Source organism: Paenibacillus pinistramenti, assembly GCF_005869875.1.
Lineage (GTDB): Bacteria > Bacillota > Bacilli > Paenibacillales > Paenibacillaceae > Fontibacillus > Fontibacillus pinistramenti.
This window is the reverse complement of record NZ_VAWG01000001.1, coordinates 483,836-499,910: the sequence shown is the minus strand read 5'-3', so window position 1 is coordinate 499,910 and position 16,075 is coordinate 483,836. Positions and strand designations below refer to the sequence as shown.

Below are 16,075 nucleotides of genomic sequence, written 5' to 3'. Positions count from 1 at the left end.
AATTTGCCGGCGATTTCCGGGATTTAATGAGGGAACTTTGTAAGGGAATTTTTTATGGCCGGCCTGCCTGATTTCGTGCTGTTTAAAGCCTGTCAGACTTGCTATAATTGAAGATTATGGTATAGTTTGTCCTATGAAACCGAGGTGACGTCATTGTTTGAGAAATTTATGCCCAAATTACGGGTGGATACGGTGTTTGACATCGATCTGGAGGATCTGTACGCCAAAGGCTACAGAGGAATCATTACGGATTTGGACAATACGCTGGTCGGAGCCAAGGATCCGTTATCGAATCCAAAACTCGCAGCATGGTTTGAACAGGTTAAGAGATGCGGCTTTGAGCTGATTATCGTCTCGAATAACTCCATGAACAGGGTGTCTGCGTTTGCGACTCCTTTAAATATCCAATTCGTTCACCAGGCCCGCAAGCCTTCCAATGCCCCGTTTAAACGAGCCATGAATATGATGAAACTGCGACCTCAGGAAACCATCGTCATAGGCGATCAGCTGATGACCGATGTATTGGGCGGGAACCGCCTGGGGTTGTTTACTGTGCTTGTGCTGCCGATTTCGGTTGCTGATGAGGGAATTGGAACGCGGATTAACCGCAGACTTGAGCGATACGTCAAGGGGCGGCTTCATAAGGCCGGACTTTGGCTTGAGGAGGATAAGAAGAAATGACTACATCTACTAGAGAAACAGCCTCCCAGCCGCGCTGCAGCGGCTGCGGGATTCCTCTGCAGACTACAGATACCGTCAAGCCCGGCTACGTGCCGGAGAAGGCTCTGCAGAATGAGCCGGTCATCTGTCAGAGATGCTTCCGGATCAAGAATTATAACGAATCCTCGTCCGTAACGCCGGATCAGGATGAATTTTTGCGTCTGCTTGGCCAGATCGGCACAAAGAATGCGCTAGTGATTCATATTGTAGATCTTTTTGACTTCCAGGGCAGTGTAATCAGCGGCCTGCAGCGCTTTATCGGCAATAATCCTGTGCTGCTTGCGGTAAATAAAACGGACCTGCTTCCAAAGGTCACGAACTGGAACAAAATCCGCAACTGGGTGCAGAAACAGGCTAAAGATGCCGGGCTTAAAACGGTGGATATTGTCCTGTGCAGCGCGAAGCGCAGCGACGGCTTTGACCGCCTGCTGGAGGCTGTCGGACGGCACCGCGGCGACCGGGACGTGTATGTCGTCGGGGCTACCAATGTCGGAAAATCCACGCTGATCAACCGCCTGATCCGGGATTACAGCGATCTCGAGCAGGAGCTGACGACTTCCCGCTATCCGGGTACGACGCTTGATATGGTCAACATTCCGCTCGACGACGGCAAGTTTATCGTGGATACTCCGGGAATTATGTATCCGTCCCGCTATACTGAAATCGTGGATACGCGCGATCTGGGCGTTCTGCTGCCTGAAAAAGCGCTCAAACCGGCGGTTTATCAGCTGAATGAGGGCCAAACGCTGTTCCTTGGCGGTTTTGCCAGATTTGATTTCATTCAGGGAACAGGCCATCATCATTCCTTTACCTGCTTTGTCAGCAGTGGTGTGCCGATCCACCGGACGAAATTGGAACGCGCGGACGAGCTGTTTGCGAATCACGCCGGAGAGCTCCTCTCTCCGCCAAGCAAAGAGAATCTGGAGAAGCTGCCGGCTTGGACAAGACATGAGTTCCGTATTGCCAAGGGCTCCCAGTCCGATGTCTTTATTTCGGGACTTGGCTGGGTGAAGATCAACAGCGATCAGGGGTCAGTAGTGGCGGTGCATGCTCCGAAAGGCATAAGAGTGATGGTACGGGATTCTTTGATCTAAGGGCAAAGCCGGAGGGAGAATATCGGAATATGGGAAAAGAAAACGGTTCAAGCCGCCCGCTGGAAGGCGAACAGCTTCTGCTAGGCGTTATGGGCGATCCGATCCGGCAGAGCAAATCTCCGGTCATGCACAATGCGGCCATGCAGGAGTTTGGACTAGCCGGGTCTTATGTGCCGCTGCACGTTAAAGGGGAGAATCTGGAGGCTGCTGTTGAAGGCATCCGGGCTCTAGGCTTCCGGGGAGTAAATGTTACCGTGCCGCACAAAGTGAATGTGATGGCCTGCCTGGATGCCATTGATGCTGATGCCAAAGCGGTAGGGGCGGTCAATACCATCGTGAATGACGGGGGATTTCTTACCGGCTATAATACGGACGGCATCGGTTACATCCGGTCTCTTAAAGAAGAAGCCGTGCCGGATTTATCCGGGTCGAGGGTTCTTGTGCTTGGCGCAGGCGGAGCAGCGCGCGGCATTGTTCATGCGCTTCTTAAAGAGAAGCCGGCTGAAGTCATCATTGCCAATCGTACGCTGGAAAATGCACACAAGCTGGCCCAGGAGTGGGCCGGGCTTGGAAAGATCACCGCGTGCGGAACGGATTCGGAATCGTTGAGAGTATCTGCGGCCAAAGCGGATATTATCATCAACACGACTTCGGTCGGCATGTTTCCGGACAGCGGTGCATCGCCGCTTGATGCGTCCCTTATTCCGGAAGGAATCGTGGTCAGCGATCTGATCTACAACCCGCTCAAGACCCGTCTGCTGCAGGAAGCGGAAGCCAGGAACTGCCGGATTCACGGCGGACTGGGCATGTTTGTCTATCAGGGGGCCTATGCTTTTGAATTCTGGACGGGGCGCCAGGCTCCGGCTGAAACGATGAGACAAGCAGTTTTGGCTGCTTTTGGGGTATAATAGAGGCAGTATTTTAAAATGAGAATGGAGCAATGAAATACATGTTGACAGGTAAACAGAAACGTTTTCTACGCGCCCAGGCGCATCATTTGGATCCTATCTTTCAAGTAGGGAAGGGCGGCACTAACGAAGGCGTCATTAAAAATATTGAAGAAGCGCTTGAACGCAGAGAGCTGATCAAGGTCTCCGTGCTGAACAACTGCCTGGAAGATCCGAAGGAGATTGCCGAGGAGCTTGCGGAAGGCTCAGGAGCAGAGCTGGTACAGACGATTGGCAGAACGATTGTACTCTATAAAGAGTCCAGGGAATACAAACAGATCGAGCTGCCGAAATAACGGAAAGGTAGCTGATGGCAATGACGGCCAGAAAGAAAGTAGGCATCATGGGCGGCGCTTTTGATCCTATTCATACCGGGCATCTGCTTGCAGCGGAGGCGGCCAGGGATCAATACGGCCTCGAAGAGGTATGGTTCATGCCTTCGCACCTGCCCCCTCACAAAGCCAAAGCAGGGGTCAGCGGTGAGCAGCGGCTTGAGCTGGTTAAAGCGGCAATAGCGAGTAATCCGGCCTTTCTGCCGCTGGACATCGAGCTGCGCAGAGGCGGAATATCCTATACCGTTGATACGATTAAAGAGCTGCGTGCGGAGCACCCGGAGATCGATTTTTATTTTATTATCGGCGCCGACATGGTGAACTATCTGCCGAAATGGGAAGGCATTGATGAGCTGGTTGAAATGATTACCTTTATAGGCCTGCAGCGCCCGGGAAGCATGCTGGAGCTGGATTCGCTGCCTGACTTTATCCAGAGCGGAGTTGTCCTGGCGGAAATGCCGCTGGTGGACATTTCGTCCAGTCTGATCCGGAGCAGGCTGAAGAAAGGCCAGTCCATCCGCTATTTGGTTCCGGATTCGGTCTATGAACTCATGATAAGGAGCGGAGCTTATGACATACACCCGTGATGAACTGATCAAAGCGGTGTCCGGTCAGATGCCCGAGAAGCGCTGGAAGCATACGGAAGGCGTTATGGCATCGGCTGTGGAGCTGGCGGAGCGCTACGGCGCTGATCCGGTCAAGGCTGATCTGGCGGCGCTTCTGCACGATGTGGCCAAATACTGGCCGATCGACAGGCAGGAAAGCGTGGTCCGCGACAATGCGGCTGCCGGCTTAAACCAGGAGCTTCTGGAGTATGACAAGCAGCTGCTGCATTCCGAGGTCGGCGCTTTCGTAGCCGAAAAGGATTACGGCATTACAGACCGGGAGGTGCTGGACGCCATCCGGTATCATACCTCGGGCCGCGTCGGCATGACGAAGATGGACAAGATCATCTGCCTGGCCGATTATATTGAACCGGGCCGGGATTTTCCGGGCGTGGATATCATTCGGGATTTGGCGAAAAATAGTCTTGAAGAAGCGCTGGTCGCCGGCTTCGACTCTACAATCTCCTTCCTGCTCCAGCAGCGCAAAATTATTTTTCCGATGACGGTGCTGGCCCGGAATGATCTTGTAAGGCAGCTTGCTGCCGCCAAGCGCGGACAGGCTGCTTCCGCTGAATAATTAAACGACTAGAAGGAGGAAACGGAATGGCAGTTTCGCCACAGCAATTGTTAAATCTCGCGGTTACAGCCGCTGATGATAAGAAAGCGATGAACATCGTAGCTTTGGATTTGAAAGGCATCTCCCTGATCGCGGATTATTTTGTAATCTGTCACGGGAATTCCGATACGCAGGTGCAGGCGATTGCAACGGAAATCCGCAAGCAGGTGCATGAAGCAGGCGGCACAATTAAAGGTATCGAGGGGACGGACACTGCGCGCTGGGTGCTGATGGATCTCGGCGATGTCATCGTGCATATCTTCCACCGCGACGAGCGGGAATATTATAATATCGAACGTCTTTGGTCCGATGCCAAAGTTGTGGAGACCGTATGAGCTTGATTGCAGGAACGATTGTATCTCTGCCGGTCGACCGTGAGGTTTCGCCGTTTGGTTATTTTCTGCGCGGAGACGAAGGACAGGATATCCTGCTGCATTATTCGGAACTGACGCACCCGGTCAAAGCCGGGGATACCGTCGATGTATTTCTGTTCTTCGATACGGAAGACCGGCCCGCGGCCACGATGAAAAAGCCTTATCTCACGCTTGGAGAAATGGCGCTGCTTGAAGTTGCGGACGTGCATCCGCGGCTCGGCTGCTTTCTGGAAATGGGACTCGGACGCCAGCTGCTGCTGCCGATCCGTGAGCTGCCTGAGCTGCCCGAGCTTCATCCCCGCGTCGGTGACCAAGTGTATGTCATTATGGAGCAGGACAAGCAGGGCCGCCTGAAGGCCAAACTGGCCGGCGAGCAGGAGCTGAGCGCCAAAGCTTTCCACGCCCCGGATTCCTGGAAGAATGAATGGTTTGACGCCATTGTGTACAAGCCGCTGCAGATGGGAACCTTTGTGGTTGTCCAGGGCGGTGTGCTCGGATTTGGAGCGATCGGCATGATCCATTCCACGGAGCGTGCCCGCCTGCTTCGGCTGGGGGAGACCGTTAAGGTCCGCGTAGCCCATGTCCGGGAAGACGGCAGAGTGAACCTGTCCATGACGGCACGGCGCGAAGTGAGCCAGGGCGAGGACGCTGATAAAATTCTTGCCTTCCTGATGGAACGCCAGGGCGGCGCGATGCCTTATTCGGATGTAACCCCTCCTGAAGTCATCAAGCAGCGCTTTGGCATCAGCAAATCGGCGTTTAAACGCGCGCTCGGCAAGCTGATGAAGGACGGAAAGGTTACTCAGAAGGAAAGCTGGACTTATCTCGTTAAACCGGAACAAGAGCAGGAATAGGCTGAACCCATAGGCGGATTTGCCGCCTCTTTTAAGCAAGGCAGGCTGAAACCTTTATACAGGGTTTCGGACCGGCCTTTGTTTTTTTGATGATAAAGGAGTCGAAGACGGTTATGCAGGCTTATCGGAAATTTGCCTATGTATACGATGAACTGATGCAGGATATGCCTTATCAGAGCTGGGTCCAATTTGCACAAGCCGCCTGGGAGCGCCATGGAAATCCGCGGACGGTCGTTGAGCTGGGCTGCGGCACCGGCAGCATCACCATCCCGCTCGCTAACGCCGGCTATCAGGTAACGGGAATCGATCTGTCGGAAGATATGCTGTCGGTGGCCCAGAGTAAAATGGATTCTACTGCCCGGGGAAACAGGCTGTACCGGGAGGGGAGTATCCGGTGGTTGTGTCAGGATATGCGAAGCTGGGAGATGCCCGAGCCTGTCGACTCGGTGATTTCCTTCTGCGACTGCATCAACTATGTGCTGGAGCCGGAAGAGGTTGCCGAGGTATTTGCCCGGACTTACCATGGCCTTAAAGAGGGCGGGAGCTTTTTGTTCGACGTGCACCATCCTGACACGCTGCGGCGTTACGACGAGGAGCAGCCGTTTGTGCTCGACGAGCCTTCGGTCTCCTACATCTGGACCTGTGATTTTGACGAAGAGCGCTGTGAAATCGAACATCATTTATCTATTTTTGCACGCGCGGAAAATACTCCCGATCACCCCGAGGCCCGTCGGGACGGACGGAACGGCCAAGCTTCCGGGCAGCACGCTCTATATGAGCGCTTTGAGGAAATCCATGTCCAGCGCGCTTACGAGCCCGAATGGATGATGGCTGAGCTGAAGCGTGCGGGCTTCCGGGATATCAAGTGTTATGCCGATTTCAAATGGCAGGCTGCGGATGAAACGGCGGAGCGGCTGTTTTTTGTCGCAATTAAATAATCTATCATTCTCGGTCTTCGGTCTTCTTCAGTGTGAAGGAGGCCGTTTCTTTTTGCCTTGAAATGGACAAATTACAGCTATGCGGCAGTTGTTTTGTTATAAAGGAATATTGGAATATTGCGATATACGAAAAAAAGCAGTATGATGGATATCGTCTTAACTTTTACATAATACAAAAAAGGAGTGGAGCTTCTTGCTGTTTGAACCTTACCGACTTAAAAATATTACGCTGAAAAACCGCATTGTCATGGCGCCGATGTGCATGTACTCTGTGGAGGACGAATCGGGTAAAGTGCAGGACTGGCATAAAATTCATTATCCGGCCCGTGCCGTCGGACAAGTCGGCTTGATTATCCTTGAAGCTACGGCCGTGACCCCGCAGGGCCGGATTTCCCCGTATGATCTCGGAATCTGGAGCGACGATCATATTGAAGGCCTGAAGGAAGTCGTTCGTCTTGTCCATGCCCAGGGCTCCCATATTGGCATCCAAATCGCCCATGCCGGCCGCAAGGCCGAGCTGGAGGGTCCGATAGCTGCCCCATCTGCCATCGCGTTCAGCGACCGCTATCAGACGCCGCAGGAGATGACGAAGGAGCAGATCGGCGAGACGGTGCAGGCTTTTGCAGACGGTGTCCGGAGAGCTAAAGAGGCAGGCTTCGATGTGATCGAGCTGCACGCCGCACACGGCTATCTGATCAACCAGTTCCTTTCTCCGCTCAGCAACCGGCGCAGCGATGAATACGGGGGCAGCCAGGAGAACCGCTTCCGCTTCCTTAAGGAGATCGTTGCTGAGGTGCAGAAGGTGTGGGACGGCCCTCTGCTGGTTCGTGTATCGGCACACGAATATCATCCGGAAGGCGAAACGCCTGACGATTATGTGGTGTACGCAAAATGGCTGAAAGAGCTTGGCGTCGACCTGATTGATGTCAGCTCCGGTGCCATCACGCCGAAAGGCCCTTCGGAGGTTTATCCGGGCTACCAGGTGCCGTTTGCGGATCATATCCGCCGCGAAGCCGGCATTCCAACCGGTGCGGTCGGCCTGATTACAGAGCCGGAAATGGCCGAGGAAATTTTGCGCAGCGGCCGTGCCGATCTGATCTTCCTGGCGCGTGAGCTGCTCCGCGAGCCTTACTGGCCGCGCATTGCGGCCGCCAAACTGGGCGTTGAGCTGGAAGCTCCAAAACCGTATACACGGGGCTGGTAAACCTCTTTGTGCAGAAAAACAGCCTGGGAAATGCTGCGGCCGCAATGGCTGCGGCATTTCTTTTTCTCATATTCATCCTTGTTTGAATTATGGTACAATCGGCATTAGATGCATTCACACTTAAGCAGATTGGAGCGAGAGGCATGCTTGGAGCAATTGAAGCAGGAGGCACGAAGTTTGTTTGCGGCATCGGCACCAAAGACGGAGAGGTTCTGGACCGCGTCAGCTTTCCGACCACGACACCCGAGGAAACGATGGGGAAAGTGATCGCTTATTTTAAGGATAAACAACTCGATGCATTGGGCGTAGGCTCTTTTGGCCCGATCGATCCGGTTCTTGACAGTGATACATACGGTTATATTACGACAACACCCAAGCCGCATTGGTCAAATTACAATATTGTAGGTGCGCTTAAGAAGGAATTTAACGTACCGGTCGGGTTTGATACGGACGTTAACGGAGCGGCCCTCGGCGAATCCTTATGGGGAGCCGCAAAAGGGGCCGACAGCTGTATTTACATTACGGTCGGGACAGGCATTGGCGTCGGCGCGATGATCGGCGGGATGCTGGTGCACGGCCTTTCGCATCCGGAGATGGGGCATATTTATGTCCGGCGGCATGCGGAAGACACATTTAAAGGCACCTGCCCGTACCACGGCGACTGCCTGGAAGGCGTAGCGGCGGGTCCGGCAATCGGCCAGCGGCAGGGCGTTCCGGCAGGCGAGCTTCCGGCGGATCACCCGGCTTGGGATATGGAAGCCTATTATCTGGCGCAGGCCTTGATGAACTACATTCTCATTCTGTCTCCTGAAAAAATCGTCATGGGCGGCGGCGTGATGAAGCAGCTTCAGCTGTTCCCGCTCATTCACACGAAATTGAAAGAGCTGCTGAACGGCTATGTGCAGCATCCGAATCTGAGCGATGCCAATATCGCGGATTATATTGTACCCCCGAAGCTTGGCGACAATGCGGGGCTTTGCGGCGCTTTGGCGCTTTCGCAAATGGCGCTGGAGCGCGGGTTTTAAGTTGACGGCGGACAACAGGGGCGGATTGACTCGGCAGAGTCTTTTTCGTTATAATTAGCTTTGATTAACTGGATAATGATGACGACTGTGAAGAGGATTATTAATTTTGGGACTGTTCTTCAGAGAACCGGCGGTAGGTGCAAGCCGGCGTTCAGCCTAAAGTGAACTCGCCTCGGAGTCAGGATGCAAATAACCAAGCACGGTAATGTCGGCCAGCTGGCTGCCTGCCGGGATTGCATTAGGAACATCTTCGTTTCGCCCGCGTTAAGGGTCTTGAGTGAGCCGAAGGCAAAGTATGCCGGAAGCTAACTAGGGTGGTACCACGGGAATCCAGACTCTCGTCCCTAGCGGATCTTCTTCGCTAGAGGGCGGGAGTTTTTTTGCTATATTACGGAGAGGTTCACCTGGACATTGCCGGCGCAGGTACAGAGAAGTCAAGGCTTGTGAAGGACGCACCTGTGAAGGAAGCACTTCTGAAGGAGTATTTTTAAGGAGGAAATTAGAATGGCAGAGAATAACATCAGCAGCGGGAACACTTACAATCCTCAGGGACTCGAGCCAAAATGGCAGGCTTACTGGGATGAGAACAAAACTTTTAAAACCAAGGAAGATCCGGGCAAACCGAAATTTTATGCGCTCGACATGTTCCCGTATCCGTCTGGAGCAGGGCTTCACGTCGGCCACCCGGAAGGGTATACAGCAACGGATATTGTATCCCGTTATAAGCGGATGAAAGGCTTCAATGTGCTGCATCCAATGGGCTGGGACGCATTCGGTCTTCCAGCGGAGCAGCACGCTCTCGATACAGGCGAGCACCCACGCGATATTACGGTTAAGAACATTAACAACTTCCGCCGTCAGATCAAATCGCTAGGCTTCTCCTATGATTGGGACCGCGAGATCAGCACAACCGATCCGGAGTATTACAAATGGACGCAGTGGATTTTTATCCAGCTCTATAAGCGCGGTCTGGCATATGTGGCCGAAATGCCGGTGAACTGGTGTCCTGCGCTTGGTACGGTGCTTGCGAATGAAGAAGTTATTGACGGCAAGAGTGAACGCGGCGGCCATCCGGTCATCCGCAAACCGATGCGCCAGTGGGTGCTGAAGATTACCGAGTATGCAGAACGTCTGCTTGAGGATCTGGAGGAGCTGGATTGGTCGGAGAGCATTAAAGACATGCAGCGCAACTGGATCGGCAAATCCGAAGGCGCAGAGGTTGAGTTCCTTGTGGACGGCACTTCTGAAAAAATCACCGTATTTACAACACGTCCGGATACGCTGTTTGGAGCAACTTATGCGGTACTCGCGCCTGAGCATGAGCTGGTGGAGAAGATTGCAACACCGGATCAGTGCGAGGCAGTTAAAGCTTACCAGGACCAGGCGGCACGCAAGAGCGATCTGGAACGTACCGATCTGGCTAAAGACAAATCCGGCGTGTTCACGGGCGCATATGCTGTGAATCCGGTTAACGGCGCGAAGATTCCAGTCTGGATCGCGGATTATGTATTGGCCGGCTACGGTACCGGTGCCATTATGGCTGTTCCGGGTCATGACCAGCGTGACTACGAATTTGCGGTCAAGTTTGACCTGCCGATCATCGAAGTCGTTGCGGGCGGCGATTTGTCCAAGGAAGCTTACAGCGGCGAAGGCCCGCATGTGAACTCCGGCTTCCTGGACGGCATGAACAAAGAAGAAGGCATCCGCACCATGATTAAATGGCTGGAAGAGAACGGGCACGGCCGCGGCAAGGTGACCTACCGTCTGCGCGACTGGCTGTTCAGCCGCCAGCGTTACTGGGGCGAGCCGATTCCGATTATCCATCTGGAAGACGGCACAATGAAGCCGGTTCCGGAGGATCAGCTTCCGCTGGTGCTGCCGGACATTGACCAGATCAAACCGTCCGGTACAGGGGAATCGCCGCTGGCCAACGTGACGGAGTGGGTGAACACAACCGACCCTGAGACCGGGCTGCCTGCACGCCGTGAGACGAATACCATGCCTCAATGGGCCGGCAGCTGCTGGTATTACCTGCGGTTCATTGATCCGCATAACGATGACATTTTCTGCTCGCTTGAGAAGCAAAAGGAATGGCTGCCGGTTGACCTCTACATCGGCGGTGTGGAGCACGCGGTGCTTCACCTGCTCTATGCCCGCTTCTGGCATAAAGTGCTGTACGATATCGGCGTGGTGTCCACGAAAGAACCGTTCCAGAAGCTCGTGAACCAGGGCATGATTCTGGGCACCAACAATGAGAAGATGAGTAAATCCCGCGGCAATGTCATCAATCCGGATGATATTGTAAATGAATACGGCGCAGATACGCTGCGGATTTACGAAATGTTCATGGGACCTTTGGAAGCAACCAAGCCGTGGAACACGAACGGCGTTGATGGTTCGCACCGCTTTCTCTCCCGTGTATGGCGCCTGTTTGTTGCCGAAGACGGCAGCCTGAGCAGCAAAATCGTGGATGAAGGCGGAAGTGATGACTTCAAGCGTACTTGGCATAAGACAGTGAAGAAAGTAACCGAGGATATGGAAGGCCTCCGCTTCAACACTGTCATCAGCCAGCTGATGATCTTCATTAACGACGCCTACAAAACAGACGTCATTCCACGGGCAGCAGCCGAAAGCTTCGTGCAGATGCTCTCCCCTCTTGCTCCGCATATTGCGGAAGAGCTGTGGCAGCGTCTGGGGCATAACGAGTCGATCACTTACGCGGAATGGCCGGCTTACGACGAAGCCTGGACGGTGGAGTCCGAAGTGGAAATTGTGGTTCAGGTGAACGGAAAAATCGTGGAACGCACCAAGATCTCCAAAGACCTAGATCAGGCAGCTATGCAGGAGCATGCCCTTGCCCTTCCTAACGTTGCAGCCGCAGTAGAAGGCAAGACCGTACGTAAAGTTGTTGCGGTTCCAGGCAAGCTGGTTAATATCGTAGCTAACTGATTCACCGGTAACGGTCCTCTATAAGCACAACTTGGTTTAACGCTTGGCGATTAATCTTCAGGATATTCCTATTTCTGAGGTTGATCGCCAGCTTTTTAAGTCTGCTTATTAAGTCTCTTTATTATTAAATCTCTATAGATATGCGGCAGGAGCCGAACTTTATCACAGCAGGACGACATCTTGAGCGGATGATCATGACTTGGACACCAGGGCGCAGGCGTGAATATTTGAACGGGATTGGAGTTGTAACATGATAAAGGAACGGCTAAAGATTGCTGTATTTTCTGCGGTGTGCGGTGCGGGGCTCATGCTGCTTGCACTGGGCACCAAACCTTCTGACGGAATCAAGGGCTGGACCCCGATGAACGAGGCCGTGGCTTCTGCCCTGCAGCCAGCGCAGGCTGTTGAAAGCAGCGGTGGCAGCGGCAAATCCGGGAGCTTAACATCTGGTAACCAAACACCAGAAGCCCAGTTATCCGGAAGTCAAACATCCGGAACTCAAACATCCGGAACTCAGTCATCCGGAAACCAGCCGTCTGCAGCGGATATAGGCGTTTCTTCCCCTCCTGCTTCTTCCCTTCCATCAGCCGGAACGGGTGCAGGAACGGGAAGCCTGGCAGCCGGCGCAAATGGAACTGCAGCCACTGCTAAGGGCTCTGCCACCAGCACAGCAGATGGCTCTGCCAGCAGCTCAGCCGGTTCCTCATCCGGCGCGATTTCGATCAATAATGCCGGTCTGGCGGAGCTTGAGGAGATCCCCGGTATCGGCGCGAAGAAAGCGCAGGCTATCATCGATTACCGGAATCAGCACGGCCCCTTCTCTTCTCTGGATGATCTAAAGGAAGTTAAAGGCATCGGGGATAAAATGTTTGAGAAAATGCGCCCTTATATCGGACTTTAAAATGTAGGAGAGTTTGGAACGTGAACATTCGCAAAGATTGGGACACTTATTTCATGGACATCGCCTATATGGTTTCCACCCGCTCCCGCTGCAATAGACGCCATGTCGGTACCGTGCTGGTTCAGGGGAAAAAGCTCCTCGGCACCGCCTACAACGGTGCGCCCTCCGGAGTGCCTGACTGCTCCGAGGCGGGCTGCATGATTGCAGAGGAATTGGAGACCGTAATCGTGGACGGACAGGAACAGGTCGTTCGGAAGCAGCGCTGTATCCGCACGATTCACGCCGAGCAGAATCTGCTGCTGTTCACCGACCGGGCAGACCGGGAAGGCTCCAGCGTTTATGTGACGGATGAGCCCTGCTGGACCTGTGCGAAAATGCTGGCCAACAGCGGCATCGTGGAGGTCGTCTTCCATCGTCCCTATGCCAAGGACACGAAGCTTGTCAAAGAGCTGATGGCTCAGAAAGGCATTGCTTTCCGCCAGCTGGAGGGCTACCATCCGCCTGCGGATACGCTGGAAGGCAGTATCCACGAGTAGGCCGTTAGAGCAGTTTGCTTGAGCGGGTTTGACGGTTATATGGATGCGAGAGCCTTTTTATAGTTTAAGAGTTTTATATAAACAGGATATGCAGCACATGTATGGGGAAGAACCTCTGCGGCCGAAAGGTTGTGGAGGTTTTTTGTGTTTTTTAAGGCGTGGCTCTCAATGCTTTTAAGAGACAGATTTTTGATAGGATCGAAGCAATCTGCATTTAAAGGAAGGAAGGGAGGGAGTGGCTTGCTGAAGCAGAGACCTTTACTGGAAGCAGCCTGCTGGTGGAGTGCGGGGTACGGGCTGGCTCACTTATACAGCGGTGCAGCAGGCTGGCTGCTGTGGGCAGGATTAGGGCTGATTTATCCGCTTTATGGGCTGCAGACAGGCAGAACCAAGCAGCGGATCTTGGGGGTGCTGGCTATTTTTACGGCGGCCTTCATCTATTGGCATGTCTATGATTCGCTCAATGTGACTGCGCTGCCCAAGGCGCTTAAAATGCAGGAGGAGCAGCTGAATGAGTCCATCATCAGGGTGCAGGGAACCATCGTTTCGGCCGTAGAGCGTGACGGGGACCGGGTGGATTTTACAATGGAGGTTAAGCAGGCAGCACCGTCAGCATCGTCAGACACGTCAGGGTGGTCTAAGCTGGGCAGAGAGAAGGTTCGCGTCCAGGTGAAGCTTGCGAAGGAACAGGACATTCAAACCGCAGAAGCCTGGTCCAGAGGCCAAAGGATTGAAGTCTACGGCACGCTGGAGAAGCCGGAAGCCGCCCGCAATTTCGGAGGGTTTGATTACTCCCGGTATTTGCACTACAAGCATATTCACTGGCTGCTTAAAGTTCCGGGGGCATCAGAGGTGAAAATAAGCCAAGGCCACTTCAGCAAAGCGAAGCTGCTCGGTTATAACGACCAGATGCGGAAGGCGGTGGGCCGGCAGATCGGTGTCCTGTTCGGCGGTTTGAACAGCGGATTTATGAAGGGGCTGCTGATCGGGGATACAGAGGAGCTGGATCAGGATCTTTATAATGGATTCTCCGCACTCGGATTAACCCATATTCTGGCTATATCAGGGAGTCATGTAGCTATAAATGCCGGGGTTTTGTTTTGGCTGTTCCGAAGACTGAGAGTGCCCAGGGAAGTCTCTTATACACTGGTCATTGGCTTCATTCCTTTCTACATGCTGCTTACGGGGCTCTCTCCTTCGGTTGTCCGTTCCGGTTTGATGGCGGTGATCGGTCTGTACTTGCTGCGCCAGCGCAGACTGAAGGATGGACTGAATATTTTGGCTGCCGCGGTTTTGCTGATGCTGCTCTGGGAACCGTATTACCTGCTGGATGTCAGCTTTCAGCTCTCTTTTGCCGTAACGGGAGGATTGATTCTGTTTGTGCCTCTGGTGCAGCCGCTGGTGAACTTTCTCCCCAAACGTTTAGCCGGAGCGGCATCCATTACTTTGGCGGCGCAATTGATTTCTTTTCCGCTGACGATCTATTACTTTAATCAATTTTCGCTGCTATCCCTGCTGTCCAACCTGCTGCTGGTGCCCGTTGTCAGCTTGCTGGCGCTCCCGGCCGGAACAGCAGCGCTTGTGATCAGCTGGTTCTCTGAACCGCTTGGCAGGTGGGCGGCTTACCCGGTGAAGGAGCTGAATCTGCTCACCTTTGATGCCGTGGCCTGGCTGGAGGCAAGAACCGGATTTATGACCATTTGGAAATCTCCGCCGCTTTGGTGGATCGGGGCCTACTACCTGTCGCTTTATCTGCTGCTGAAATACAGCGGGGCTGTTGTTCAGAACGGTAAAGAGCAGGAGGCCGGCCCAGGGGATGAAACGCTGCCCCTAACACCCGATATGGCGCCGAAAGGCCTGCTTCATCCTCCTCATTCTGGCTTTTCTATTACGGCGTCTATCCAGTCTGCTGTCCGTGCGGTCAAAGAGGCTGACAAGCGGAGCCTGTACCCTGCTTTGCTGTGTGCCGCCGTATTGGCAGGTGCTTTATATTGGGGGTACCAGCCTGTCTATGCGAAGGGAAGCGGGTATGTGCAATTCCTTGATGTCGGCCAGGGGGACTGTATGCTGATCACGACTCCAGAGGGACGCAGCATATTGGTGGACGGGGGCGGGACGGTATCCTTCCGGAAGGCCGGGGAAGCCTGGCGTGACAAGAAGGTCCCTTATGAGGTAGGAGCCAAGCTTGTCGTTCCTCTGCTTAAAAAGCGCGGTATCCACCAGCTGGACGCGGTGATCGTCACCCACTGGGACCAGGACCATGCCGGCGGTCTTCAGGCTGTCCTGGAGCAAATCCCGGTCAAAGCGCTCATTGCGAACGGAAGCATGACCGATACGGATGTTTCCCGCAGCATTTTGGAGGCCGCTTTGCAGCTGAAGATTCCGGTGTATTTTGCGCATGACGGGATGAAGCTTCAGCCGGACAAGCTGACGACATTAACCTTTATCGGGCCGGTTGAGGAAGAGGGAGAGATTGAAAGAGGCGCAGAAGGCGCAGAAGGTGGAACGGATACAGACGAAAATCCTCCTTTAATTCCCCTTGTCGAGGAGCAGAATGGACGTTCCGTAGTTTTTCTGATGAACATGGACAGCCGGACCCTGCTGTTCACCGGAGATATGACCGCTGAAGAAGAGCACAGTGTTCTCGAGCGTCTTGAGGGGCAAAACGGCGCACTCGCTGGCTCAGCGCCGCTTGGCCCAGGACCAGTTGACGTGCTGAAGGTCGCGCATCATGGCAGCAAAACCTCCACTTCAGACGATTGGCTGTATTATTGGAAGCCGCTTTACGCTGCGATCTCCGTCGGGGCAAACAACCTGTACGGGCATCCGAACAGTGATGTGGTGAACAGGCTCAACGCTGCGGGAGCGAATATTCTCCGCACCGATGAGCTGGGGGAAATTCAAATCAAGGTCGATAACCGTAAAATGAACTACAGGAATAAACTGACAAAGTGAGACAGATTCGGGGGGCTCGTCTAAT

The 16,075-nt window shown here is 53.8% G+C and carries 15 protein-coding genes and 1 other annotated feature; all 15 genes read left to right on the top strand.

The window, feature by feature from the left end:
• Nucleotides 1–153 precede the first annotated feature (153 nt).
• Nucleotides 154–681, top strand: coding sequence for a YqeG family HAD IIIA-type phosphatase (locus FCN15_RS02310; RefSeq protein ID WP_138493308.1), 528 nt, complete (start codon nucleotides 154–156; stop codon nucleotides 679–681).
• A complete protein-coding gene (yqeH, locus tag FCN15_RS02305) occupies nucleotides 678–1,814 on the top strand; it encodes a ribosome biogenesis GTPase YqeH (protein ID WP_138493307.1) in 1,137 nt (378 codons plus the stop codon). Before FCN15_RS02310 ends, yqeH begins: the two co-directional genes overlap by 4 nt.
• Before the next feature lie 29 nt (nucleotides 1,815–1,843).
• Nucleotides 1,844–2,722 (top strand): shikimate dehydrogenase, encoded by an 879-nt coding sequence (gene aroE, locus FCN15_RS02300; protein WP_138493306.1) that lies wholly within the window; start codon nucleotides 1,844–1,846, stop codon nucleotides 2,720–2,722.
• A gap of 41 nt (nucleotides 2,723–2,763) precedes the next feature.
• A complete protein-coding gene (gene yhbY / locus FCN15_RS02295) occupies nucleotides 2,764–3,057 on the top strand; it encodes a ribosome assembly RNA-binding protein YhbY (protein WP_138493435.1) in 294 nt (97 codons plus the stop codon).
• A 20-nt stretch (nucleotides 3,058–3,077) separates the two neighbouring features.
• A complete protein-coding gene (locus tag FCN15_RS02290; protein WP_138493305.1) occupies nucleotides 3,078–3,680 on the top strand; it encodes a nicotinate-nucleotide adenylyltransferase in 603 nt (200 codons plus the stop codon).
• On the top strand, nucleotides 3,664–4,275 hold the full coding sequence (gene yqeK / locus FCN15_RS02285; RefSeq protein ID WP_138493304.1) for a bis(5'-nucleosyl)-tetraphosphatase (symmetrical) YqeK: 612 nt from the start codon (nucleotides 3,664–3,666) through the stop codon (nucleotides 4,273–4,275). Before FCN15_RS02290 ends, yqeK begins: the two co-directional genes overlap by 17 nt.
• 26 nt (nucleotides 4,276–4,301) lie before the next feature.
• Complete coding sequence (rsfS, locus tag FCN15_RS02280; protein ID WP_138493303.1) at nucleotides 4,302–4,649, top strand: ribosome silencing factor; 348 nt, start codon at nucleotides 4,302–4,304, stop codon at nucleotides 4,647–4,649.
• A complete protein-coding gene (locus tag FCN15_RS02275) occupies nucleotides 4,646–5,542 on the top strand; it encodes a CvfB family protein (RefSeq protein WP_138493302.1) in 897 nt (298 codons plus the stop codon). The genes rsfS and FCN15_RS02275 overlap by 4 nt, the downstream gene beginning before the upstream one ends.
• Nucleotides 5,543–5,655: 113 nt before the next feature.
• The gene (locus FCN15_RS02270; protein WP_238996464.1) at nucleotides 5,656–6,480 is read left to right on the top strand and encodes a class I SAM-dependent DNA methyltransferase; all 825 of its coding nucleotides are present in this window, start codon (nucleotides 5,656–5,658) and stop codon (nucleotides 6,478–6,480) included.
• Nucleotides 6,481–6,673: 193 nt separating this feature from the next.
• Complete coding sequence (gene namA, locus FCN15_RS02265) at nucleotides 6,674–7,684, top strand: NADPH dehydrogenase NamA (RefSeq protein ID WP_138493301.1); 1,011 nt, start codon at nucleotides 6,674–6,676, stop codon at nucleotides 7,682–7,684.
• Between the two features lie 143 nt (nucleotides 7,685–7,827).
• Nucleotides 7,828–8,709, top strand: a complete 882-nt coding sequence (locus FCN15_RS02260) for an ROK family protein (RefSeq protein ID WP_138493300.1) — start codon at nucleotides 7,828–7,830, stop codon at nucleotides 8,707–8,709.
• Between the two features lie 78 nt (nucleotides 8,710–8,787).
• Nucleotides 8,788–9,058, top strand: a binding site (T-box leader).
• A gap of 155 nt (nucleotides 9,059–9,213) precedes the next feature.
• Nucleotides 9,214–11,658 carry a leucine--tRNA ligase gene (gene leuS, locus FCN15_RS02255; protein WP_138493299.1) on the top strand — a complete coding sequence of 815 codons (2,445 nt, stop codon included), beginning with the start codon at nucleotides 9,214–9,216 and terminating at the stop codon, nucleotides 11,656–11,658.
• Nucleotides 11,659–11,908: 250 nt separating this feature from the next.
• On the top strand, nucleotides 11,909–12,559 hold the full coding sequence (locus FCN15_RS02250) for a ComEA family DNA-binding protein (protein ID WP_238996463.1): 651 nt from the start codon (nucleotides 11,909–11,911) through the stop codon (nucleotides 12,557–12,559).
• A gap of 20 nt (nucleotides 12,560–12,579) precedes the next feature.
• Nucleotides 12,580–13,095, top strand: coding sequence for a deoxycytidylate deaminase (locus tag FCN15_RS02245; RefSeq protein ID WP_275259469.1), 516 nt, complete (start codon nucleotides 12,580–12,582; stop codon nucleotides 13,093–13,095).
• A 240-nt stretch (nucleotides 13,096–13,335) separates the two neighbouring features.
• The gene (locus tag FCN15_RS02240) at nucleotides 13,336–16,050 is read left to right on the top strand and encodes a ComEC/Rec2 family competence protein (RefSeq protein ID WP_238996462.1); all 2,715 of its coding nucleotides are present in this window, start codon (nucleotides 13,336–13,338) and stop codon (nucleotides 16,048–16,050) included.
• Nucleotides 16,051–16,075: the final 25 nt, after the last annotated feature.